This is a genomic window from Mesomycoplasma ovipneumoniae (genome assembly GCF_030012565.1).
Lineage (GTDB): Bacteria > Bacillota_I > Bacilli_A > Mycoplasmatales > Metamycoplasmataceae > Mesomycoplasma > Mesomycoplasma ovipneumoniae_D.
The window spans coordinates 284,612-309,344 of sequence record NZ_CP124621.1; the positions used below are offsets into that span (position 1 = coordinate 284,612).

22 protein-coding genes and 3 tRNA genes are annotated in these 24,733 nt (G+C 31.0%); 2 read left to right on the forward strand and 23 right to left on the reverse strand.

From position 1 onward, the window contains the following. Nucleotides 1-578: 578 nt before the first annotated feature. The 7 genes from fusA to QJQ40_RS01180 all read right to left on the reverse strand — a co-directional run bounded on the left by fusA (nucleotide 579) and on the right by QJQ40_RS01180 (nucleotide 7,022). On the reverse strand, nucleotides 579-2,663 hold the full coding sequence (gene fusA / locus QJQ40_RS01150) for an elongation factor G (RefSeq protein ID WP_044285902.1): 2,085 nt from the start codon (nucleotides 2,661-2,663) through the stop codon (nucleotides 579-581). A gap of 12 nt (nucleotides 2,664-2,675) precedes the next feature. Continuing rightward, nucleotides 2,676-3,146 (reverse strand): 30S ribosomal protein S7, encoded by a 471-nt coding sequence (gene rpsG / locus QJQ40_RS01155; protein WP_044284507.1) that lies wholly within the window; start codon nucleotides 3,144-3,146, stop codon nucleotides 2,676-2,678. Nucleotides 3,147-3,195: 49 nt separating this feature from the next. After that, entirely contained in the window at nucleotides 3,196-3,615 is a 420-nt protein-coding gene (rpsL, locus tag QJQ40_RS01160; protein ID WP_010321104.1) for a 30S ribosomal protein S12, read from the reverse strand. A 127-nt stretch (nucleotides 3,616-3,742) separates the two neighbouring features. Next, on the reverse strand, nucleotides 3,743-4,123 hold the full coding sequence (locus QJQ40_RS01165; protein WP_044284508.1) for a DUF4231 domain-containing protein: 381 nt from the start codon (nucleotides 4,121-4,123) through the stop codon (nucleotides 3,743-3,745). Then, nucleotides 4,116-4,652, reverse strand: coding sequence for a DUF4231 domain-containing protein (locus QJQ40_RS01170; protein WP_044285904.1), 537 nt, complete (start codon nucleotides 4,650-4,652; stop codon nucleotides 4,116-4,118). Before QJQ40_RS01170 ends, QJQ40_RS01165 begins: the two co-directional genes overlap by 8 nt. Continuing rightward, entirely contained in the window at nucleotides 4,643-5,143 is a 501-nt protein-coding gene (locus QJQ40_RS01175) for a hypothetical protein (RefSeq protein ID WP_044285905.1), read from the reverse strand. The genes QJQ40_RS01170 and QJQ40_RS01175 overlap by 10 nt, the downstream gene beginning before the upstream one ends. A gap of 235 nt (nucleotides 5,144-5,378) precedes the next feature. Further along, the gene (locus tag QJQ40_RS01180) at nucleotides 5,379-7,022 is read right to left on the reverse strand and encodes a hypothetical protein (protein ID WP_282861470.1); all 1,644 of its coding nucleotides are present in this window, start codon (nucleotides 7,020-7,022) and stop codon (nucleotides 5,379-5,381) included. Nucleotides 7,023-7,425: 403 nt separating this feature from the next. Between QJQ40_RS01180 and QJQ40_RS01185 the strand changes: the two genes are divergently transcribed. Both QJQ40_RS01185 and QJQ40_RS01190 read left to right on the forward strand, forming a co-directional pair. After that, nucleotides 7,426-7,501: transfer RNA gene (locus QJQ40_RS01185), tRNA-Thr, on the forward strand. 85 nt (nucleotides 7,502-7,586) lie between these two features. Further along, entirely contained in the window at nucleotides 7,587-8,384 is a 798-nt protein-coding gene (locus tag QJQ40_RS01190) for a TIGR00282 family metallophosphoesterase (protein WP_282861471.1), read from the forward strand. Nucleotides 8,385-8,430: 46 nt separating this feature from the next. On the opposite strand, the gene ychF is transcribed toward QJQ40_RS01190, so the two are convergent. The 16 genes from ychF to QJQ40_RS01270 all read right to left on the reverse strand — a co-directional run bounded on the left by ychF (nucleotide 8,431) and on the right by QJQ40_RS01270 (nucleotide 24,635). Continuing rightward, nucleotides 8,431-9,534: a redox-regulated ATPase YchF gene (gene ychF, locus QJQ40_RS01195; protein ID WP_282861472.1), complete on the reverse strand. Its 1,104-nt coding sequence runs from the start codon at nucleotides 9,532-9,534 to the stop codon at nucleotides 8,431-8,433. Between the two features lie 15 nt (nucleotides 9,535-9,549). Then, entirely contained in the window at nucleotides 9,550-9,813 is a 264-nt protein-coding gene (gene rpsR, locus QJQ40_RS01200) for a 30S ribosomal protein S18 (protein WP_044284513.1), read from the reverse strand. 20 nt (nucleotides 9,814-9,833) lie between these two features. After that, nucleotides 9,834-10,382 carry a single-stranded DNA-binding protein gene (locus tag QJQ40_RS01205; protein ID WP_282861475.1) on the reverse strand — a complete coding sequence of 183 codons (549 nt, stop codon included), beginning with the start codon at nucleotides 10,380-10,382 and terminating at the stop codon, nucleotides 9,834-9,836. A gap of 52 nt (nucleotides 10,383-10,434) precedes the next feature. After that, on the reverse strand, nucleotides 10,435-11,022 hold the full coding sequence (gene rpsF / locus QJQ40_RS01210; protein WP_282861476.1) for a 30S ribosomal protein S6: 588 nt from the start codon (nucleotides 11,020-11,022) through the stop codon (nucleotides 10,435-10,437). Between the two features lie 156 nt (nucleotides 11,023-11,178). Further along, nucleotides 11,179-11,255 (reverse strand) — tRNA-Arg (locus tag QJQ40_RS01215). Nucleotides 11,256-11,264: 9 nt separating this feature from the next. Then, nucleotides 11,265-11,339: transfer RNA gene (locus QJQ40_RS01220), tRNA-Cys, on the reverse strand. Between the two features lie 106 nt (nucleotides 11,340-11,445). Beyond that, entirely contained in the window at nucleotides 11,446-12,267 is an 822-nt protein-coding gene (locus QJQ40_RS01225) for a Rho termination factor N-terminal domain-containing protein (protein WP_282861478.1), read from the reverse strand. 78 nt (nucleotides 12,268-12,345) lie between these two features. Beyond that, nucleotides 12,346-12,972, reverse strand: coding sequence for a hypothetical protein (locus tag QJQ40_RS01230; RefSeq protein WP_282861481.1), 627 nt, complete (start codon nucleotides 12,970-12,972; stop codon nucleotides 12,346-12,348). Nucleotides 12,973-13,083: 111 nt separating this feature from the next. Further along, on the reverse strand, nucleotides 13,084-15,246 hold the full coding sequence (locus tag QJQ40_RS01235; RefSeq protein ID WP_282861482.1) for a putative immunoglobulin-blocking virulence protein: 2,163 nt from the start codon (nucleotides 15,244-15,246) through the stop codon (nucleotides 13,084-13,086). A gap of 967 nt (nucleotides 15,247-16,213) precedes the next feature. Continuing rightward, the gene (gene tuf, locus QJQ40_RS01240; protein ID WP_010321121.1) at nucleotides 16,214-17,422 is read right to left on the reverse strand and encodes an elongation factor Tu; all 1,209 of its coding nucleotides are present in this window, start codon (nucleotides 17,420-17,422) and stop codon (nucleotides 16,214-16,216) included. 343 nt (nucleotides 17,423-17,765) lie between these two features. After that, the gene (gene lon, locus QJQ40_RS01245; RefSeq protein ID WP_282861483.1) at nucleotides 17,766-20,393 is read right to left on the reverse strand and encodes an endopeptidase La; all 2,628 of its coding nucleotides are present in this window, start codon (nucleotides 20,391-20,393) and stop codon (nucleotides 17,766-17,768) included. Between the two features lie 151 nt (nucleotides 20,394-20,544). Next, nucleotides 20,545-21,243 (reverse strand): MPN527 family putative ECF transporter permease subunit, encoded by a 699-nt coding sequence (locus QJQ40_RS01250; protein ID WP_334305357.1) that lies wholly within the window; start codon nucleotides 21,241-21,243, stop codon nucleotides 20,545-20,547. A gap of 2 nt (nucleotides 21,244-21,245) precedes the next feature. Next, nucleotides 21,246-21,860, reverse strand: coding sequence for a uracil phosphoribosyltransferase (gene upp, locus QJQ40_RS01255; RefSeq protein WP_282861487.1), 615 nt, complete (start codon nucleotides 21,858-21,860; stop codon nucleotides 21,246-21,248). 83 nt (nucleotides 21,861-21,943) lie between these two features. After that, a complete protein-coding gene (gene deoC / locus QJQ40_RS01260; RefSeq protein ID WP_282861488.1) occupies nucleotides 21,944-22,609 on the reverse strand; it encodes a deoxyribose-phosphate aldolase in 666 nt (221 codons plus the stop codon). Nucleotides 22,610-22,649: 40 nt separating this feature from the next. Beyond that, the gene (locus QJQ40_RS01265; RefSeq protein ID WP_282861490.1) at nucleotides 22,650-23,933 is read right to left on the reverse strand and encodes a thymidine phosphorylase; all 1,284 of its coding nucleotides are present in this window, start codon (nucleotides 23,931-23,933) and stop codon (nucleotides 22,650-22,652) included. A gap of 3 nt (nucleotides 23,934-23,936) precedes the next feature. Further along, the gene (locus QJQ40_RS01270; RefSeq protein ID WP_282861492.1) at nucleotides 23,937-24,635 is read right to left on the reverse strand and encodes a purine-nucleoside phosphorylase; all 699 of its coding nucleotides are present in this window, start codon (nucleotides 24,633-24,635) and stop codon (nucleotides 23,937-23,939) included. Nucleotides 24,636-24,733 lie beyond the last annotated feature (98 nt).

A 24,733-nucleotide genomic window follows, 5' to 3' on the forward strand; every position in this document is an offset into this window, starting at 1 on the left:
TTCCTAGTTTGATGCAAAAATTCACTTTTTAGTGAATACAAATATGCAAAAATACCCGTAAATTCGGGTTTTTTAGTCGTTAAAATCTTAATTTTTATTATTTTAAAATTGACCCCTTGCAAAAAAAAAAAAAAAAATGCTTGGTCTAAAATAAAGTTATGTTATAATTAGCATCACTTAAGAATAAATTAATAAATTTTTGATATTGAATTAAGGAGGAATGAGTTATGTTTTTTGTCATAATAAAATAAGATAGTGCGAATTATCCATTATATTTTTAAATATGATGGAATGCCTTAAATTTAACCGTTTAGAAATCTATAAATTTAGGGCTTTGGTTATTGTTCTTTCAAAACTTCATATGTTTTTTTAGGCTCGCTGCAAATAAAAACGAGTTTTCTATTTGCATTGAGTTTAAATAGTAGTTGTATTTTTCTTTCATGAGTGTTAGATTTAAAATTTAGCACCTTTGCTTTGATAGTTATTATTCCTGAGTTTACCAAAAAAATAAAAAGTGCCCAAAAAACAGGACACTTTTTAAGATTATCTTATTAAACTGTCAAACTCGGGAATAACTTTTAGTCGTCAGATTTGATTGCCCGTTGTTTAACAATTACATCAGAAATATTTTTTGGAACAACTTCATAATGATCAAATTGCATTTGGTAAGTTCCTCGTCCTGATGTCATTGAACGTAATTGGGTTGAATATCCAAACATTTCCGCTAAAGGAACATGTCCACGAATAACATTTGCTCCATCAGATCTAGTTTCTTGTTCACGAACAAGTCCCCGACGACGCGATAAGTCACCCATAACGTCTCCGGCATATTCAGCAGGGGCAAAAACAGAAACGTCCATAATTGGCTCAAGTAAAACAGTTCCAACAGCATCACGAGCACGTGAAAGCGCTTTTGAAGCCGCAATTTTAAAGGCCATTTCTGAAGAGTCAACTTCGTGGAAAGAACCGTCAAATAAAGTTGCCCTTACATTAATTAAAGGATATCCGGCCAAAATTCCGGCTTGCATTTTTTCTTCAAGACCTTTTTGAATTGATTTGATATATTCTTTTGGAATTTTTCCACCGACAATTTTATCAATAAAGTCAAATCCTTCTTCTGGATTAGGTTCAAATTTAATTCAAACATGACCATATTGCCCACGTCCACCGGATTGTTTGATGTATTTTCCTTCAACTTCAGCGGATTTTGTAATTGTTTCACGGTAAGAAACTTGTGGTTTTCCAACGCGCGCTTGCACGTTAAATTCACGTTTTAGCCGGTCAACAATAATATCAAGGTGTAATTCTCCCATTCCGGCAATAATTGTCTGTCCAGTTTCAGTGTCAGTTCAAGTTTTGAAAGTTGGATCTTCGTTTGCAAGTTTTTGGAGGGCATTAGCTAGTTTTTCAACTTCAGCTTTTGAAAATGGTTCAAGTGACTGGGAAATAACAGGTTCAGGAAAACTCATTTTTTCAAGCACGAAAGTTTTGGACTTTTCAGAAATTAGTGTATCACCTGTTGTTGTGTCTTTGAGCCCAACAAAAGCACCAATATCACCGGTACGAACTTCGTTGATTTCTTCACGTGAATTAGCATGCATTGCTAAAATACGGCCAACACGTTCTTTTTTACCTTTAGTTGAGTTAATTATGTAAGTTCCTTTTGTCAGACTTCCTGAATAAACACGGAAGAAAGTTAGTGAACCAACAAAAGGGTCGTTCATAATTTTGAAAGCTAAGGCAGAAAATTCTTCACCGTCATCAGCTTGAATTGTAATTTCTTGATCATCGCGGAAAGCTCTAACTGGCGGAACATCAAGTGGCGAAGGTAAATAATCAATAACAGCATCGATCATTTTCTTTACACCTTTGTTTTTAAAAGATGAACCACAAACAACCGGGAAAAAATTACCGCTAATTGTTGCTTTACGAATTGCTGCTTTTAGTTGATCAACTGAAATTTCTTTCTCTTCAAGAAGATCATTAAATAAATTTTCATCATAGTCAGCAACTGCTTCGGCTAGTGCAAGGCGCATTAGGGCAGCTTTGTCTTGTAATTCACTTGGAATTGGAATTTCATATTCAACTTCTTCTTTTTGACCATCGTAGTTGTAAGCTTTCATTTCAACAAGGTCAATAATTCCGCTAAAATCAGACTCAGCACCAATATTTAACTGAATTGCCACGGCATTACCATTTAATTTAGTGCGCACAGATTCAATTGAAGCCTCAAAATTAGCACCAGCTTTATCCATTTTATTAACATAAACAACACGGGGAACGCCATAAGTTGTTGCTTGTCTTCAAACAGTTTCAGTCTGAGGCTCAACACCTGATTGGGCATCAAGAACAGCAACTGCTCCATCAAGAACCCGGAGTGAACGTTCAACCTCAACGGTAAAATCAACGTGTCCTGGGGTGTCAATTATGTTAATTCTTTTACCTTTTCAAAAAGCAGTTGTTGCCGCAGAAGTTATTGTAATTCCACGCTCTTTTTCTTGTTCCATTCAGTCCATTTGGCTAACTCCGTCATGAGTTTCACCAATTTTGTGAATTTTACCAGTGTGGAATAAAATTCTTTCGGTTGTTGTTGTTTTTCCGGCATCAATATGGGCCATAATTCCGATATTACGGTAATCTTTTAGTTCAAATTTTCGTGACATATTTCTAAATTCCTACCATTTAAAGTGTGCAAAAGCGCGGTTTGCTTCAGCCATTTTGTGAGTATCTTCTTTTTTCTTGAAGGCCCCACCTGTTTTATTATAAGCATCAATTATTTCATTTGCAAGACGAACAACCATTGTTTTTTCGTTACGTTTTCTGGCAAAAAGAATTAATCAACGCAATGCAAGAGTCTGTTGACGTTTTAGACGAACTTCCATTGGAACTTGATAGTTTGTTCCCCCGATACGACGTGAACGAACTTCGGTTAGGGGAGTTACATTTTTTACAGCTTGTTCAAAAACTTCAAGAGCATTTTTTTGAGTTTTTTCTTCAACTAATTTAAATGATGAATAAAGAATGTTTTGGGCAGTAGTTTTTTTCCCGTCTAACATAACGCTATTTATTGCTTTTGTGATCAGTTTTGAGTTAAAAACTGGATCAGCAAGCACGTCGCGCACTGGGGCTTGTTTTTTTCGTGACATGATTGTCTCCTTTTAAAAAATGTCGTATTTTATAGCTTTTTTCAGATTTTTACTTTGAAGTTTTAGGTTTTTTTGCTCCGTATTTGGAACGACCTTGGGCTCTTTTTGCAACACCAGTTGTATCTTGAGTTCCACGGACAATGTGATAACGAATCCCTGGTAAGTCTTTAACTTTTCCACCACGAATTAAAACAATTGAGTGTTCTTGTAAATTGTGGCCTTCACCGGGAATATAAGCATTAACTTCAATTCCATTTGAAAGTTTTACCCTTGCAAATTTACGCAATGCTGAGTTAGGTTTTTTAGGAGTCATAGTTGCAACTCTTGTGCAAACTCCACGTTTAAAGGGCGAGCTAATTTTTAGTTCTTTTTTGTGCAATGAATTATATAACATATTCAATGCAGGAACTTTTGACTTTCAAGTTTTCTTAACTCGACATCCTTTTGCTAATTGAGAAATTGTTGGCATTTTTTCCTTTAAATGAATGTTTTTTTCGGGTTATAACAACGGTATCAGTGTTATAAAAAAAATTATTAAAATAAAATTTAAGTTAAATTATAGATACAATTTTAACATTTTTTAAAAATAATACAAACTAATTTTCAATTTTTATGTTCCCTAACTGTTTTGCTATCTCATCAATGTTTGCATCTTGAGATAAAAGCTCATTTTTCTTCTCTTCATAAAAATTAATTTTTTCTGTCGCCTTTTTATAAACATTTTCAAAAACAAAAAAAGAAGAAAGTGAACTAACAAAACTAATAATTGCATTAATAAAAGCAATTGCAACAAATAACTTAACCGCGGTTGGATTAGGATTTTTAGTAATTGCATAAGCTGATAAAATGCCATTAAAAGCTGACATTAAAATTAAGGCAATACTAGCAAATAAAAAAATACCCTTAGAAACACGTGCTTTTGCCGTTAATTTTATAACATCAAGTTCAATTTTTGAAAGCAATTTTTCTTTATTCATTAGTTTGTTCCTTTTTATCAATGTTAGTTTTTTGCTCTTTTTGTTTATTTTCAAGAGCTTTGAGAATTCCTAAAAATTTACAAATTGAATTAAAAAGTTCAATTTGTAAATTTTGTGAATTTGCATATTTTCCTGTTTTGGTTTCAAACAAAATAATTTCAATTTTTAAAAAGTCATTAATTTCTTGGTTGCGAATTCAACGTGGTTTTATTAGAAAAAGCGCAAAAAGACTGTTAATAATTGAGATTGACAGGTTAATTCATAAGACAAAAATTGGTCATTGGTCAACTTTTGCTCCATTTTCGTCAGTTGAAATAAAAAAATTGGCAAAAGGTTCAAATTCGCTTAATTTTGGTGAAGCTAATTTAAAAATACCCATTAAGGTTGAAAAAAATCCAAAAAAAATACTAAAAATGGAAACCGTTCAAAATAAAATTTGAAAAATCCTTGCTTTTACAAGCGTTTTTCTGTATAAAAATTTTGCAAATTCATAAGAATCTGAATCAAGTCGGACATTTTTTATAACCATTTTTTACCACCAAAAACTATTTTTTTAAGAATTTTTATTTTTGAAACATCCTTTTTTTGAAAATAAAAATCAGAGATCGATTGATAGTCCTGTTCAAATTTTTCAAAACTATAATTTGGATCATTTTGAATTTGAAAATACAAATAACTTAGCTCTCTTTGGGCTTTTTTATATTCTTTAAACTTCATAACTTCACGAAAAACTGCAAGAAATAAGTTAATAAAAAAAGTAAGACAAATAAAACTAGCCAAAACAATAGTTAGTCCAAGGTCATTAAAAACTGATTTATTTTCAGATTTAATTAAATTATAACGATTAATTTCTGTTATTATTACCCAAATTGCCAGCGAAATTACTATAATATTTGAAAAAAAAGTTATCCATTTAACAGCATTAGCGCCATAATAAGCAATTTTTTGGTTTCTTTTTAGTCTAGCTTGTTTTGTTTGGATAAATTTTATAAGTTGATCAACTGCTTCATTTTTACTCATTTTATTCTCACTAACTTAATTGTTTTTATTAATCATAAAAATTAATAATTATATCACTTAATCGATTTATATTTTGAAAAACGTCCCAAAAAGTTAAAAAATGACTAGAAATTAAACAAAGTTAGCATAAAAACGCTAACTTTGTTTATTATGGTACAATGTTAATGTTGAGGAAAAATCACAAATTTTATTTGGCTACTAGGCAGTTAAAAAAAGCTGAAATTTTTCAAGTAAATTAATTTACTAATTTATTTTCAATTGGTTTATATTTTTTTTCTTTTCTTATTTTTAAAAAATGAGCAGTGACCCTAAAAATAATAGTCGAAAATACAATATAGAATAATGAGATTCAAATAAGATCTAAACTAATGCGACCAATTATGTAACCTGCTGATTTATCGGCAACAAAATCGCTAAAAAATGGCAATTTAATTGAAATAAAAAACAGTATAAAGCTAACAATAAGAATAAATAATGATATTAAAATTCAATATAAATTTACTTTTTTACTTATATCAACGTCAAAACTTTGAATAGTTCCATTGTTAATTTTGAAATTTCTTAAAGCAAAAACAAAAACAATAACAGTAGTTAAAAGTAAAATTATAATTACTGCACTTGATGCAATTATTGGTCAAATATCAGCGACACCTCTATGAGCTACATAATCAATTTTTGGTGCCAATTCAAACCCTTTTTCTTTGAGTTTTGACAATAAATTTTGCTCGCTTTGATCATAAAAAACACTTAGTCTTAAAGGTTTATTTTCACTTATTGAATCAGAAAAAAGCTGAGCTATATTTTGGTTAAATTCTATTCTATTCGTTTCATCAGATTCAATGATTCCACTAATTTTAAAAGTAAAGGGATGATCTCTGAAAAATAAGAAATTAATATTTTCTATTTTAAAAGTTATTTCATCACCTACATTTAAATTTAAATTGGAATTTTTACTTAAATGATTAATTAGACCTTGACTAACAAGAATTTCGTTTTTATTTTCAGTAAAACGACCTGTTTTAAGCTTTTTATCTTTTTTATCAAGATTAAAATTTTCATTAGGATATAAATCAGAAAATGTAGAAACTTTAGAATCAACAGCATTTTCTGTATTTGAAGTTTTTACACTATTGTATGCTAACTTTTTAACTAAAGATTCAAAAAACCAATTTTGACCTTGGTTTTGATTGAGAAATATTTTTGACTTATCAAAAATATTTTCAAGTAAATTTTTATACGCATTATTAGACATTACAACAAGATAATCTTGATGATCATTATCAAATCCTACTATTCCTACAACCTTAAATTTTTTAGTATAAATTAATTCATTTGTATTAGTTGCGCGGTTTAATATTTGATATTTATAATCAATATAATCGCCAATTTTAACTTTTTTTAAATCAGCATAATCTCGCGAAACTATTATTTCATCATCATTTTCTAAAAATTTACCATGAAAATTAGTATAGTTTTTCATATCATTTTTAAAAAAATTATTGATTTCAACTGGCAAAATTTTAGTTGGTATAAAAGGTGGAGCGGTAGATGAGTCTTCATTCATAAAATCACCAAAATCTAATTCTGATTCACCATTTGAAATATATTTAACAGATTTTAAGTTTTTTATCTCTGAAATTTCGTTATTTCCAAACTCTTTGCCATTTTTTCTGACAATAGTTATTCGTTGATTTTGTGAATTATAAATGGGTAAATCAAAATTTTTATCAGCTTCTCATAAAAACAAAATAAGTAAAATTGAAAAAATTGAAAAAACTATAAGAAAAAATGATAAAAATCAATTCTTCCGAAGATTAGTTTTTAAATATTTTGAAAAAATTAATGAACTTGTAAATTTTTTTTCTTTTGTTTTTTTCATCAAAAAACACCTTAATTTAGCTTATTTTAGCCTTGTTTTTTTCTGTATTCAGCCTCTGATTTTATAACAAGTTTTCAAATAAGCCTATCATCATTAATTTGCTAATTAATTTTTAAAAGAGCAATTCACAATTTAAAACAGATAGTTTATAAAATATTTTTTTTCGTTATTTTACAAACTAAATTATACATCAAGTTTTTTAGAAATACGAAAAAACTTGGTTTTTAAAATTTTTGTGGTATAATATTAAAACAAATAAGAATTAATAATTTGGCTCTTTCAAAACTTAATATTTGCTTGCATTTGAAAGTATTTTTTTGTTTTTGTCTTTAAATTTGCTTGACTTTTTAATATTTTTTTGATTAAAAATATTAAAAAGTGCTATAATTTTAAAGCATTAAGCGCCATCATAGCTCAGTCGGTAGAGCACATCCATGGTAAGGATGGGGTCGCAGGTTCGATTCCTGTTGTTGGCACCATATCTTTTTGACCAATGATGCTAAAATAAAGCATCTTTTTTAATTTTTTTTCAAATAAAATATTTGAAAAATTTAAAGGAATTGAATGAAATCTGCTACTGTCTTATTTGTTGGTGATATTTTTGGTGCGCCTGGTATAGAAATGTTTAAAAATCAACTTAATATTTTGAGAAAAAACTATAATTTTGACTTAATAATAGTTCAGGCTGAAAATATTACCGGTAGAAAAGGACTAAATAAAAGGGATTATTTATATTTAAAAGAGCTTGGTGTTGATATTTTTACTATTGGCAATCATGTTTGATCCAATCCTGAAATTGCTTTAATTATTGATAATCCAGATATTGTTAGACCGCTAAATATCGACAAAGAATATAGTGGCAAAGGTACTACTACAATTTTAAAAAATGGAAAAACATTCAGAATAACTTCACTTTTAGGTGTGGCATTTAATAAGTTAGTCAAACCTTGAAATCACCAATTTGCTGATAATTTTTTTGATGCAATTGACAAAGTTATTGCCGAAGATGATGCTGATTTTCATATAGTTGATTTTCATGCTGAGACAACAAGTGAAAAAAATGTGCTTGGAATTTATCTAAATGGTAAAATTAATGCACTTTTAGGAACTCATACCCATGTTCAGACTTCTGATGCTAGAGAATTGTCGCTTGGAACACTTTTTATAACTGATGTTGGAATGACTGGTCCTGCAAATGATGCAATTGGTGTAAAATTTCTTGGTGTTTATAATAGAATTCGCTATAATAAAAGCACAAAATTTCAAACTTCGGATAATGATTGCCAATTTAATGCTGTTATTTTAGAAATAACTGATAATTTAAAAAACCAAAAAATTATACCAATCAATATTTATAAATAAATTTTTTGATGTATAATTTTTTGGTTTTTTTAAAATTTTATTTGAACTAATTACTTATGCGGAAATGGCATATTTCTGCGTCTTTTATCAAGTATTCTTTTCCCTCAAGACGAATTTTACCTTTTTCTTTAAGTGCTTTTTCGCTTTTGAACTCAATGAAATCTTCATATGCGATAATTTCAACTCTTATGAATTTTTTAACAAAATCAGAGTGAATAATTCCACTACAATCAACTGCAGTTGTATTTTTCCTAAATATTCATGAGCGAACTTCTTTTTTTCCAACAGTAAAAAAAGTTCCTAAGCCAAGAAGTTTAAAACTATTAAGAACAAGAAAATCAAGAGATGATTTTTCTAGTCCAAATTCTTGTAAAAAGAGTTGTTTTTCTTCCTGATCAAGTTGGGAAATTTCGTGTTCTAAGGCAACGCAAATTGGGATTAAAATTGCATTTTCCTTTTCAAGATAAGCCTTAAGCTCAGAAAAATATGGATTTTTTAAGGGATCGCTGACAGATTTTTGGTCAATGTTAGCAACATACAAAATTGGTTTTATACTTAAAAGTTGCCAATTTTTGATTATTTGACGCTCTTCATTATCTAAAGATAAGTCGCGTAATGACTTATCCTTTTGCAAATGGTATTTTGCTTTTTTAGCAAGTTCAAATTCAACTTTTGCTTGTTTGTCGTTTGTATTGTTGATTTTTTTACTAAGTCGGGCAATAATTGACTCAATTGAACTTAAATCGGCAAGAATTAGCTCTAAATTTATCGTTTGGATGTCAAAAATAGGATTTACTTGATTATTAACGTGAATTATTTTTGAATCATCAAAACAGCGCACAACATGAACTAGACAGTCAACATTTCGAATATTTTCAAGAAATTTATTACCGAGTCCTTCGCCCAGTGAAGCTCCTTTTATTAAACCGGCAATGTCGACAAAAGAGTAAGTCGAAAATACAATTTTATTTGGCTTAACAATATCAGCTAAATTAATTAGTCTTGGATCACGGATTTCAACAGTTGCAATGTTTGAGTCTATTGTTGCAAAGGGATAATTAGCAATTTCAACATTCATTTTTGTCAATGCTGAAAAAAGCGACGATTTTCCGACATTAGGAAGTCCAATAAGACCTGCTTTTAGATTCATATTATATTTTTATGACTAAACTCGAGTTTTATCGTAGCTTCCACGGATTCTGTCACCAACAAACGGAAGTAAAGCGACAAAACGTGCTCTTTTAATTGCTAGTGATAGTTTACGTTGGTGTTTTGCACAGTTTCCTGTAATTCTTGAAGGTTGAATTTTTCCAAAAGAGTTAATATAACGTTGAAGCACTTCAGTTGACTTATAGTCAATGTAAAAAAGTTTAGCTTCACAAAATTGGCACACTTTTTTCTTGAATTTTTTAGCGTATTTTTTGTTCATTTTTGCATTCCTTTTTAATTTTATTTGTTAGGATCAAGATCATCAATTTCTCAGTCAGCAAAAGGATCGTTATCTTCACCAGTAATTTCAACATTAGTTTCATCAAAGTTTACTGATGGCTCTGTCTGAAAAATATTATCCTCTTGAAATGATTTTGTATTATTCTGGGGAAGTTGAAAATCATCAAATAAAGGTTCAAAAGTTGGTTCACCAACTTTTTGAGCTAATTTTTGACGGCGCATTTCTAATTGTTCTTTAGTTTCTAATAAACGAAAGTAATCAACATTTACTTCATAATTAGTAAGATAATTTGTTGTATTTGACATAACACGATAAGATTGTAAAGAACCTTCGATTGCTACTAAACTTCCTACGGTAATTAGTTTGTCGAGCAATGTTGCATTTTGTCGTCAAGCAACTACGGGAATAAAATCAGTAATTGTAGGCGAATTTTGACTATATTTTCGTCTATCAATTGCTAAATTAAATCGAATAAAATTAACATTTGACTTTGATGTCATAAGTACAGGTTTAGAAGAAACGCGTCCAACTAAAATAATTCGATTCATAATTTTTTATAGTTTTTACCTATTTTTATTTATTGACTAAAATAGGTAAAAACTATTGGGATTCCTGTATTTTTTTAGCATTATCAATTTCTTGCTGATTTGCTGAAGAAGATGAAGTTTTTCCACGTTGAGATGAGTTAGACTTATCTGATGACTGTTGGCCAGAACCTTGTTTTCCAGCGCCTTGGGTATTAGCTCTAAAATTTCGACGTTGAAAAGGTTTATCAGTTTTTTCTGTCTGGTTAGGTGAGTTTTGGTCTTGACGAGGTCGCGGTGCTGATTTGAAATTAGGTCGATCTGAATGATCACGTCTTACATTTGTTCTTTTATGGCGATCGGCATTTTTTGGTTTTTGGTTAAAACCTTTTTCAGAATCAAGATTAATTATCAAGTAACGTCAAATTGATTTGGTAATATTAGCACGGCGAACAAATTCCTCAATTAAATTAGCTGGTGAGTCAAGATTAATTAAAAAATATTGTGCTGTTTTTGATTTTTTAATAGGGTAAGCAAGACTTGAATTTTCAAGCTTAACAAGTTTGTATGACGAATTTTGACTAAAAATTGCAGAAAGCAAATTTTCTAATATTGTTGCTTCTGCTTTTGGGTCTAAAATTGTCATAATTTCATATTTTGGCATATTAATTCTCCTTATGGGCTTGTGGGTTATAAAAATAACCAAGGATGTTTTATTTAATTTAAAACTAGTTTGAAATTATACCATAAAAAACTGAAAAAATAAAAAAATTAACTAAAATAATTTAGTTAATTTTCCTTGGTCTAATTATATTATATATGGCGCGCCCGGAAGGAGTCGAACCCTCAACCTCTTGGGCCGTAACCAAACACTCTGTCCAATTGAGCTACGGGCGCATTACATTCTGGAGGCACCAACCGGACTCGAACCGGTACATCAAGGTGTTGCAGACCTATGCCTTACCATTTGGCTATGGTGCCATTGCCTAAAAACCATTAAATATAATTATAACATATTTTAGTTTAAAACAAAGAAATTTTTGATTTTTTTGTTTTTCTGAAAAATTCTTAGGCTTAAAATATCAAACTATTTTCCAGAGTCTTGTTGTGCAAGAATTTGAGTTAAGAGCTTAATTAATTCTTGTTTTTTTAACTGTTCAAAACCAGAAATTTCTAATTTTTGGGCAATTTCGTGTAATTGTGTTAAATTTAATTTTTCAAGTGCAATTTTTATTCTTTCTTCTTTTGTTTTAGGTTTGTTTTGAGCTTCTTGAGTTTGTGTGTTTTCAGGGTTATTTGCTTGCTGTGAATTCATTGGATTTTGGTGACCTAAGTTAAAAATATTCATAAATTCAGAATATGCTTTAGGATCTTTTTTCATCTCATCAATACGTTTTTCAATAATGACTAATGTTCGAGAAAGTTTGAATATTGACTTAATTTTAAGCACTTTTGTATAGAAAAACGGAATTAAGACAAAAATTAGGCCAATAAGAATTATTTGAATAGTCAATATTGCGGCAAAATTTTGATTATTAAGGCTTAAATTTCCAATCATTACTATTGTTGAATTTATAATTGAAAGAGCAGCGCTAGAAAATGAGACGAACGTGAAAAAAAAGGAACGATCGCCAATAGGTGCAAAATCTTTTGCTTTATATGATGTAAAAACAGAATAGACATAAAAAAATAAAGCTGTAACAGTAAATAAAATTGATAAAATTGAAAAAACTCGACCAATATTTCTAATATCTAAGTCTAAAAAAAGTTGAACACTTAAAAAAACACTTAGCAAAAGGAGTAACACCGGAAAAGAAAAAATTCAAACTCGGTATTGCTTTTTTTCATTTTTTCACAACTCATCGACTGATGGAATTTTATGTTTTCCAAATGGATTTTCTCAAACCATACACCCTCCAATATAAATTAGTATAATATAATTATAAAATAATTTAGAATAATATTATAAAAAAGATGACATATTTAACTAAAGTTTGGAATATTGATCTATATCCTTGTTTTGATAATTGTACCAAATTCGGTCAATTTTTGAAATTTTATCAATTTTTTTTGTAATTTCACTAATTTCTTTTGAGGTCAAAAGCGCGGTATAAAAAGAGCAATAGTCATTGGCAAATTTTTTAGTTCCCTGAAATTTATTAAGACCAACTATCATTGTGTAATTTTCGTTTTTTCAAAGTAAGCCACGAAAAAAATATAAATTTTTAGTGTATAAAACTTCTTCGATAATTCAAGTTTCACAATAATTTCCTTCAAGAAATGATAAATAATAGTCTCAAACTAACAATTTGGCTTTGATTTGATTAAATAAGCTTCGATTTGTATGAATATTTCATTTTTGAAAATTAGTGAATTTTTTTATTAATTTTCCGTTGTTAATAAGACTTATTATCTTTCTTGTTGGCCAGTCTTTTAAAAATGGTATTTTTTTAAGGCCAATTCCGTGTGGAAAATCAAGTAAATTTGGCTTAATTGCAAAAACTTTTTCAATTTGATTGCACCAAATTGCTATTGTTCGATATTGTTCAACAACCTTTTGGTATCTTAACAGATTTTCTTGAATTTTATCAACTCAATGACTAATTGGATCCATTTTACCCTTTTATTAAAATTTTTAATTATGCTTTTTTCAATAAAATTAAGTAAAAAAGAAATTTTGGGCATAAAAAGTAAAAAATAATTATTTTTTTTACTTTTTATTAGCCTAGTCTATTGTTGTAATTGTTTTTGTTTCAACAGGTAGACCTAAACTTGAAAGTTGACTTTGAAGTGATGAATTTTCGACATAAATTTTGTTAAAAGTGGCACTTTTCTTTGCAACGTCAACAAATTTGGATAATTGGCTCAAAGCATCACCAGAAAATGAACTACCAGTTATATAAAGTGGAATATTTGAAAGGGTTTTTCCATTTTCATCTTTTATATAAATTCCCGGTTGTTGGATAGGACCATTAACAAGTCTTGAAGTAAATTGGGAATTTTGAAAGTCGTTTGTGTCGACTTTATAGACATAATTTGACCCTGTTGAGCCAGAATCGCTTATTTTTGAGGCCCCAAAATATAAATATTGGAAAAGCAAAGTAACATGGCCAGGATTTTTTTGTGATTCAGCTTCAACTTCTCAACTTTGGAGTTTTTCGTTAAAAAGTTTCTCTGTTTTAGCAAAGTCAATACCTTTTAGCGTCTTAATTTTTTTAGATGAAGAAAAGTCAAGATGTAACGGATATCCTCCTCGACCACCAAAAGTTCCTTGGAAAACACGCTGATTAATTTTTGAACTAAAAGCAATTTCAAGTCCCTCGTTAACTTTGGAAACATCATCGCCCTCATCTCAACGGAGAGTATCAAAAATAATTGATCCAGCAACTTTTTCTCAAGGTTGGAGCTGAATATCACCTTTATTTATATAATCAAAAGAAATAAAGTCGACATTTTTAAGGGCATTAGGATTAATTGCTCAATTGCTCTCGTTGGTTCGTGAATTACTATAGAGTTCTAGTTCGCTTAGTTTGGTGAATTTTTCAAGTCCACGAAGACCATTAATTGCTTGGTGGTCATCTAAAAAGAGTGAAACTTTTTGCATTTGTGGTGGCAATAGTTCTAAAATTTGCTTTATATTTTGGGTTTTGTGCTTTGCCCCGACATTTTTTAGAACAATTGCCTTGATTGAATTGTCACCATTAGCAGCATTTTTCATAATCTCTGCAAAAGCTTTAAAAGCAACATCATCATCGGCATTTAGAACCAAAGTTTTAAATTCTGAAAGACTACCAGCGGTATTTCCAGGCGCACGAGTGTATTTTATAAGTGAAATGCTGCCGTTAGAAAATCCTTTACCATTGGTGAGATCACTAATTTCTGAACTAACATCAGTGTCATTTCATCCTTCATATTTTAGTGAACCAATTTTAGTTCCATCATATCTTGTTCATTTTGAGTCAACAGCATTTAATCTTTTTTTATTATTTGACCTAATTCCATTTACGACAATATTGACCTTTGGTTCTCATCCATCGGTTGAAGGATCAGGGGTATAACCATCTTTTATCAATTGTAATTCTTGTTCTGTAAAAGGTTGGTCAAGTTGTCTTCGTTGCTCTATTACTTTTAAGTAATTTTGCTCGCGCTCAAAGTAATTATTTGCAACTCAGCGAGTGTATTTATACCCCTCAAGATAGGATTCTAGACTAACTTTTGGCTTGCCATCTTTATCAGTTGGCGCGTATTTTTTTCAGTGCTCCTCAATAATTGAAATAACACGGTCTGCTTCAGCAACTTCAGCTTGATATTTATCTCTTTCACGTGTAACTTCAGCGATTTTTCGGTCTTGCTGTTGTCTTCACAAACCAAGGGCGCGTTGATAAGCTGCATCACCAACATTAACAGAACGCGAATTATTTCTAGTTTGAGTTTGAGGTTGACTTATTGGTCTTGAAGTTGAAATTGTTGGTCGCGAAGATATAGTCCTAGTTGGACTTTGGCGCGCAGGTGTTGTTCGAATAGGGATAGTTGATTCAACAGCTTGAATTTTTCTTATCGGTTTAGGGGTTACTTTTTCAGGTAAGGGCTCTATTTTTTCTATTTTTGGTGTTACTATTTGTGGTTTAACCGGATTTTCAATTTTCTCTTTAGGCGTTTCTATTTTTGTCGCAACAAAAACAGTATTTGCTACTGGTGAATTAAATCCAGTATCATTTGGCTGATTTTTTAAAATTATTGAAGGCGCTTGAGTTGAATAACTAACTTCATTGGACAAAAAATCAAAATTAACTAATGCTTGATTAACTGAGTACAAACTTAAAGATAACAATGTTGTTGCCATTGCTAAAATTACAACTTTTCTACGACGGGAAAAATATAGTTTCATATTTGCCTCCAAATTTTCTTATTTATTATAAATGTTTAAATTTAATAATACTTATAATAAATTTTACCAACTATGTCTAACTTTAGCAGTAAATTTATGTTTTTAAGAGCAAAAAATCATATTAGCCACCTCTGAAATCGTTTTTAAATTTAAAAATTATACACTAAAAAAACTAAAGTCCAAATTATTTTCCCGAGTCTTCCAGTTTGATTAAATACTATTAAAAAAGTGTCCTAGTTTAGTTTTGGTGCTTTTTTAACTTTTTTTGGCAAACGCAGGAAAAACAACTATCAAGGCAAAAACACTAAATTTTAAATCTAGCCATCTCAAAGAAAAATCTACTTATCAAACAAACTAAAAAAGCTAAAATTTTACCTTAAAAAGCAAAATTATGAAATTTTTAAACTACTTTTTTAGTTTAAAACACTGACAAAAACCATAAAAAATACAACTACTATTTAAACTCAATGCAAAAAGAAAACTCGTTTTTATTTGCAGCGAGCCTAAAAAAACATATGAAGTTTTGAAAGAACAATAATCAAAAGCCTTAAATTTATAGATTTCTAAACGGTTAAATTTAAGGCATACCATTATATTTAAAAACATAATGGATAATTCGCATTTTCCAATTTTTTTAGATAAAAAACATAACCAATTCCCCCTTAATTCAATCTCAAAATTTATTAATCTATTCTTAGTGACTCTATTATAACAGAATTTTATTTTTGACCAAGCTTTTTTTTTTTTTTTTGAAAAGGTTTAATTTTAAAATGATAAAAATTAAGATTTTAGGGCAAAAAACACGGGTTTGTCGGTATTTTTGCGTATTTATATTCACTAAAAAGTTGAATTTTTGCCATTATACTGGCAAACTCGGGACCTCAATACTGACTAATTTTGGCTGCAAAATAAAAAAAAAAAAAAACTTTAGGGCAGGCCCTAAAGTTTGTGTTAGATAAAAGATTTTTTATTTTATAATTTCAGTTACTGTTCCGGCTCCAACAGTTCTTCCACCTTCGCGAATTGAGAATTTTGTTCCTTGCTCAACGGCGATAGGGGCAATAAGTTCAACAGTAAGGTCAACATTATCCCCAGGAATTACCATTTCACGGCCAGCTTCAAATTCAATTCCACCGGTAACATCAGTTGTACGGAAATAAAATTGAGGTTTGTAATTTTTGAAAAATGGAGTATGTCTTCCACCTTCTTCTTTTTTGAGCGCATAAATTGCTGCTTTAAATTTAGTGTGGGGAATAATTGTTTTTGGTTTGGCAATAACCTGACCACGTTCAATATCTTTACGGTCAACACCACGAAGAAGAACTCCGGCATTATCTCCAGCCATTGCAGATTGAAGGTTTTTGTTAAACATTTCAATTCCGGTTACAACTGTTTTTTTAGGTTCTGGACGGTAACCGACAATTTCAACCTCTTCATTTAGTTTAACTTGCCCTCTTTCAACTTTACCAGTAGCAACAGTTCCACGACCTGTAATGGTAAAGACGTCTTCAACTGCCATTAAGAATGGTTTGTCCATTTCACGAACTGGCGAGTCAATGTATGAGTCAACTGCATCCATTAGTTCAAGAACTTTAGCTTCTCATTCAGGTTTTCCTTCAAGAGCACCACGAGCTGAACCACGGATTATTGGAGTGTTGTCTCCGTCAAAATCATATGAAGAAAGAAGTTCACGAATTTCAACCTCAACAAGGTCAACCATTTCTTCTTCACCTTCAAGTAAGTCGATTTTGTTTAGGAAAACAACCATTTTTGGCACACCAACTTGTTTTGAAAGAAGAATGTGCTCACGAGTTTGGGGCATTGGACCATCTGTTGCGGCAACAACAAGAATGGCACCATCCATTTGCGCTGCTCCTGTGATCATATTTTTAATATAATCGGCGTGACCAGGGCAATCAACATGGGCATAGTGACGCTTATCTGTGCTATATTCGATGTGGGCTGTATTGATTGTAATTCCACGCGCTTTTTCTTCAGGGGCTGCGTCAATAGAAGCATAATCTTTTGCTTCAGCTAGACCTTTTTTTGATAATACAGTTGAAATTGCCGCTGTTAGAGTGGTTTTTCCGTGGTCAACATGACCAATTGTCCCAATATTGATATGCTCTTTTGAACGGTCAAAATCTTTTTTTGCACCAGTTTTAACAACTGCCATATTTTTCCTTTCTTTTACTTGCTTTAAAACAAACTAAAAACCACCACTGAATAGCCTTGCAACTATTTCCTATCCTATTTAGTTAGTTTTAAGTGCTAGAAATTTTCAAAAATTCTCAATTTAATTTTCAAGGTTAATTATACCAAAAAAATCGAAAATTATTTTGAGAATTTTTTATGTTTTTCATTTTATACCTTTTTTAACAAATAATAACCTGAAAGACAAAGCATAATTATATCACAAAAGTCCAACTATTTGAAATAAAGTCTAAATTTGTTGAAAGTATCCTTTTTGACAAATAATAACCCGAAGGACAAGGAATAATTATATCACAAAAGCAAAATTATTTGAAAATAAAGTCATAAATTTGCTGGTAAGTCTCAACCGGAATAAATTTGATTGAGTTTTTAACCTCATCAGGTAGATCAACAAGATTTTTCTCGTTTGACTGCGGGATAAAAATTGTTTTAATTCCGCTTTTATAGGCCCCAAGTGATTTTTCCTTTAGGCCGCCAATTCCAAGCACTTTTCCCCGCAGTGTGATTTCGCCTGTCATTGCAATATCATGTGAAACTGGTTTTTGGCTGAGGGCTGAAATTATTGCGGTTGTAAAAGTTATTCCGGCTGACGGCCCATCTTTTGGAACAGCACCTTCTGGAACGTGAATGTGAATTAGTGTATTTTCAAAATCAAAGTCAATTCCAAAATCTTTAGCTTTAGACTGAACATATGACAGGGCAATTCTTGCTGATTCTTGCATTACATCTTTGAGCGAACCAGTTAGTTTAATATCACCTCGCCCCGGAATTGTGCTAACTTCAATTTGCAAAGTTGAACCACCAAGTGGAGAGTATCCTAGTCCATTTACAGTTCCAATTTGCGGACTAGCATCAACAGGATCGGGGTCAAATTTTTCAATTCCTAAAAGTTCACGGGCAAATTTGACATCAATTTTAAAGTTCTCGGCCAGCGTGTTTTCAAGCAGTCTGACAATAATTTTTCTTGCAATTTTGTCAAAAACCCGTTTGAGTCCCCGAACACCTGCCTCGCGAGTATAGTAGCGAATGAGGTAGTCGATTGTCTCATCATCAATTGGGAAATATTTTGGGTCTAAAGAATTTTCTTTGAGAACTGCAGGAATTAAATGTGATTTTGCAATTTGCAGTTTTTCTAAAAAAGTGTAAGATGAGAGCTCAATTATTTCAACCCGGTCAAGTAAAGGCTCAGGAATGTCATGAATTTCATTAGCGGTGGCAACAAAGAGAATTTGGGACAGGTCATATTCAAGTTCTAAATAGTGATCTTGGAAAAAACGGTTTTGTTCAGGATCTAAAACCTCAAGCATTGCAGCGGCTGGATCACCTTTAAAATCTGAACCCATTTTGTCAATTTCATCAAGTAAAATTAAGGGGTTTGAAACGCCAGCTTTTTTTAGAGCTTGAATAATTTTTCCAGGGAGAGCTCCGACATATGTCCGACGGTGACCTCTTATTTCAGCCTCGTCCCGGACACCTCCAAGAGAAATTTTCACAAATTCTTTGCCAATTGATTCAGCAATTGCCATTGCAATTGAAGTTTTTCCAGTTCCTGGAGGCCCGACAAGTGTTAAAATTGGAATTGAGTTAGTTCTTCCTTTTTGCACTTTAGAGCTGACAAATAAATTTGAATCGCAGTAGTCACCATCAATTTTCTCAAGGGTTGGCTCTTGATTTGACTGTGAACGCCGGTGAATTAGGGCAGCAAGATATTCAATTATTCGTTTTTTAATTTCATCAAGTCCATAATGTGCTTCTTCAAGTTTTTGGCGAACATTTTGAATATCTAAAATGTCTTTTCTTACACGTCTTCAAGGTAGGGCAACTAGTAAATCAAGGTAATTTTTGGTGATATTAGATTCAGGTGAAGTCGCCATCATTGATTTCAGACGGTTAGCTTCACGTTTTATTGTTTTTGCAACTTCTTTTGGGAAAATTAATTTTCCAATTTCTGAGTGTAAAAGCTCTTCAATTTCATCTTCATAGCGGGAATCTTCGCCTAATTTTTTACGGATTGCCTTAATTTTTTCTTTGAGGATAAATTCTGTTTGTTGTTTGTCAAGGTTAGATTTTAGAATAACATTAATTTCATCTTCAAGACGAATTTGTTCATTAAAGGTATGAACGTGTTCGTATAGTTTTTTAATTTTTGAGGCATAAGAATTTAGTGAAAATAAATGGTATTTTTGTTGATAGCTAAGACTAACTGATGAAGATAATGTGTTTGTTACACCTTTGATGAATTCATTTTTTTCAACTTCGGTGTTACTATTTTGAAATTTGTCAACAACCAAAAGAAGTTCGCCTGGCATCTTAAAGTTTTTTGTTTTTCGCCCAAATTCAAGTAAATCATTAATTAAAGTTACGTGAATTTCACGATTTTTTATAATTTCGCGAGTTGATTTAATAGTTATTTGGTCAGCTTTTGTACTATTTGGGTCAGTTATTAAATCTACAACTTGAACTTTTTCAAGAACAGTAAAATCTAAAATTACGGTTTGCCAATCGCTTTTATCAGGTCTAGTTTTTGCTCGATAACTTTGAACTCTAATTAGAGAAGCATATTTAGAAAGTTCATCAATGTCAACAATTTTTGGCGAAAAGTCATTTTCGATTTTGGGATCTACAGTTAGCTTTTCGTTTTCTGAAGTTTTAGACTTAGCAGCACCAGCAGCCCCTGACTTGTTTTGTTCAGCGGCTTTTTTGTCGAGTTGTTCATCGATAATTTCTTCTTCAAATAAATCTACTTCTTCATTTTCTTTACGGTAAACAATTAACAACTCTTTGTTTGTTAAAGTTGTCCGTGAAGTTGAATGGTAAATTTCCCTGAGAATCTTAATTGATTCAGGGTCACTAAAACTAATAGTTTGCTGAGCGGTGTTTGGGAAATAAATATCCTCTGATGCAACTAAAAATCGGTATGAATGAACTGGCATAGTAAAAACTCCTCAAATGTCCTTTGATTGTTTATTTCAATTTTTTCTAAATAATTATATCACAAAAACTAAAAAAATTTTAACAAGTCAAAAAAATTAGCAAAATTACAAATAAATTTTTTATTATAACGAAGTTCTGCTTATAAATTGCTTAGTTTAGCCTCTTATTTTTGTGAAAATGTTCAATAATCATGTAAATGGGAGAAGCTAAAACTGATTGGAAAGCAAAATTTGCAAGATTAAAAGGAATAAAAACACTAAAAATAAAAGACCAATACGAAAAATTTTCGGTTTTTAAAAGCTCTTTTTGAATATTATCCCACCCCTTATAAACTAAGTCAAGAGATACTGAACTTATTGCTTTAAAAAGTTTTAAATAAACTGGAAGAATCAAAACTCCGTTTAAAAAAGTCATCATCAAACTGGTTGTAAGTGTTGAGACAATTAGTGATAAAATAATGAACCTTTTTATTTTAGCGAAATTTTTAAAAATTTTGATAAAAAGATAACGAAAACCAAAAAATGAAAAAATGTATATAACTGAAGCTAAAAATAGTACAAAATGGCCAAAATAGATAATGTCAATTCCGCCAAAATGGTTAAAAATAAGTCAAGGACCGATTGCAAACCTAACCAAAAGGCATAAAAAACCCAACCAAACACTACCCAGCAAGAATATTGGCACTAAAAAAAGGGTGGATAAGTCAAATTTTAGTCCAAGAGTTTGAAAAAACGGTCATGAAAAATAATTGTGTGAAAAAATAAAAAAAAGCAGCGAAAGACTAAATAAAATTCCAGTAATTGCTATTTTGAAATTATAGTTAGAATTTCACGAAATTGAAGTTTTCAACTTTAGTCCCCAAAGAAACGATCACCGGCATCACCAATTCCAGGAATAATGTAACCTTTTTCATTAAGTTTTTCATCTTTCTGACCAAAAAAGATACTTACTTGCGGGTATTTTTTGGCAATTTTATCAAGACCTTCTTGAACAGTTAAAATTGTGGCAATAATTATCTTGTCAAACCCTTTTTCAATAAGGTAATCAATCGTGCTAATTATCGAGTTCCCTGTTGCTAAAATAGGGTCTAAAATAATTGCAACTGAATTTGGACTAGCTTTTGGCAAATTTAGATAGTAAGTTGTATTGGAAAGATCTAAATTCCGTTTCATTCCCACAGGTGCAACTTTCGCATCAGGAACTAGATTCAAAAAAGGATCTAACATTGCAAATCCAGCGCGTAAAATTGGCACAAAAACAACAGAGTCGCTAATTTTTGTTCCTGAAAAAGGTTCTTGTAAAACAGATGTGCCGCTAAAATCTTTTGAATTAAGTTTGGCTAAAACAGGGAAGGCAAGTAAATAGGAAATTTTCTCAATTGCAGCCCGGAAATCAACTAAAGAAACATTTTGCCTTATTTTAGCAATTTCGCTAGCAATTATAGGATGACTAACATTCACTTGCATAATTTTTCCTTTAAATTTAAAATTAAAATTAACTTTGAAATTTGAATTTTTTAAATTATAACATAATTTAAAAAATTCAAAGACTAATATTCAGATTTTTTATCGTCCAAATTTTCAACAATACTTACAGACTTAGAAGTCCCAAAACGAGTAGTGCCTAATTTATAATATGTTTTAATATCTTCAATTGACGAAATTCCGCCTGCTGCTTTTATTTGTAAGTTTTTACTTTTATTAGCGCTCATTATTTCAATGTCTTGAACAGTTGCGCCGCGATAAGAAAATCCTGTTGAGGTTTTAATAAAATCTGCATTTGATTTGCTTACAATTTTAGTAGCCTCGGCAATTTCATTTGCTGATAAAAGTGCGGTTTCGACTATAACTTTCAGAATTTTTGTTCCAATTTCTTTTTTTATTAGGTTAATTTCATTGATAACAAAGTCAAATTCTTTTTCCTTAAATTTGCCAATATTCATTACCATATCAATTTCATCAGCCCCGTGCATTATTGCAAGACTGGCTTCTTTTTGCTTTACAGCGCTAACTTGATTTCCAAGCGGGAAGCCAATTACAGTGACAATTTTAATATCGGTGTCTTTTAGTTCTTTTTTTGCTAACTTAACTCAGACAGGTGCGATGCAAATAGCTCCAAAATTGTATTTTTTTGCTTCAGCGATCAGGTTTTTGATATCTTGAGAAGTTGTCTGGGCTTTTAAAATTGTGTGATCAATTAATTTATTGAAATTCATAAATCTCCTTTTAAAATAAAAAATATGTTTTTAAATTAGGCTAATTTAAAAACATATTTTCAACTTCTGGCTCAGGCTTAATTGAAAAAGTTTTTGCAATTAAATCCTGAATTTTGCTCAAGTCAATCGGATTAGAAGAATAAAGGCTAAAAATTAACTGATCGTCTTGAACATATGTTCCAGATTCAACTTCTAGACAAATTCCGGCTTCATAGTCGATTTTTTGGTTTAATTTAGTACGACCTCCGCCTAAAAATGCAACAATTTTTCCAAAATTTATTGCATTTTCCCATTTTATATATCCGCTTTGAGGTGCAAAAATTTGTTCCTTATATGCTGGAATTCAAAAGTTTGAAGACTGAATTGTTGCCGGATTTCCGCCTTGGGCTACTACCATTTTTAAGAAAATTTCATTTGGAAGTTCAGACTCAATAATTTTAGTAACTTTTTCACGGGCTTTTTCAATTTTTAGCTTTTCAATTTCAGAAAGTGTTTGGGCCACTAATTCTTTTGCAAAATCAGCAAGCTGTGACTGTTGACCTTGAAGAATCGCTAGTGATTCAATAATTTCATTTTTATTCCCAATCATTCGTCCAAGCGGGGCATCCATGTTGGTAATTTTAACAATAGTTTTTTTCCCAAATCTTTTCCCGAGCATTTTAATTTTACTTGCTAATTTTTTTGCTTGCCCAAGATCAGTCATAAAAGCGCCACTTCCACATTTTACATCAATTAAAATAACATCTGTGTCAGTAGCAATTTTTTTTGACATTATCGAACTTGCAATTAACGGAATTGATGAAACTGTTCCACTAACATCACGAAGCGCGTAAATTTTTTTATCAGCAGGAACAATTGCATTTGACTGTGCGGTAATTGCTATTCCAATTTTTTGAACTTGGTCTAAAAAACTAGCTTCGGTTAGTTGAGTTTGAAATCCGGGAATTGACTCAAGTTTGTCGATTGTACCACCAGTAAATCCAAGACCTCTTCCAGACATTTTGGCCACTTTGTAGCCAAGGGCGGCAAAAATTGGCCCTATTATTAGTGATATTTTATCACCAACACCGCCTGTTGAGTGCTTGTCAATTTTAACTCCGTTAATTTTTCTGAGATTTATTGTTTTACCGGATGCAATAATTTCGCGAGTAAAGAAATAAAGTTCATCATCATCAAGGCCATTAATTAAAATTGCCATTAAAAATGAAGAAAATTGGTAGTCGGCAATTAGACCAGACAGAAATCCATTGATCATGAAATGAATTTCTTCTTCGGTTAAATGTTCTTTTTTGACTTTTTTTTCAATAATTTCAAATAAATTCATATTTTAAAGTGCTCCAAGGGCAATTTCAATCATTTCTTCAAATTTTTCTTGTCTTGCTAAAGGATCAAGTGAAGTTTTGGTAATTAAACTATCAGAAATTGTAAGAATTGAAGCTGCCTTTTTTTGCAAGTGATTAGCTATTGTAAAAAGAGCAAAAGATTCCATTTCTACTGCTTGTGCTCTTGAAAGTTCGATTGTTTTTGATAAATCGCGGGTAGAGTAAAAAACATCAGTTGAGTGAATATTTGTATAAACCGGACTCAAACCTAATTTTTCAGCACTATGAAATAAATTAGCGACAAGTTCCAAATCAGGATAAGTTAAATGAGATTGACCCTGACCTAAAAGTGCTGGAAATGAACAAGAATCTGATCAAGCTGATTTTGCAATAACAAGGTCAAAAATTTCAAGATCCTTATCATAAGAACCAGCTGATCCAATCCGAATTATTTTCTCAACATCATAAAACTTAAACAGTTCATAGGCATAAATACCAATAGAACCAGAACCCATCCCTGAGGCAGCGATAGTTACTTCTTTGTCTTTATATTTGCCGGTAAAAATTAGGTTATTACGGACTTTTGAAACAAGTTTGGCGTCGGTTAAGAAATTTTTAGCAATAAATTCTGCACGAAGTGGATCTCCGGGCATTAATACAACTGGCACAATTTCATGTTTCTTAGCTTCAATATGTGGTGTCATGATTCTCCTCTTAGGCATATTATAATATAAAAAAGCATTTTGGCTATTAAATTTTTGCAAATGTTAAAAATGATTTCTAAACGGCATAACATTTTGCG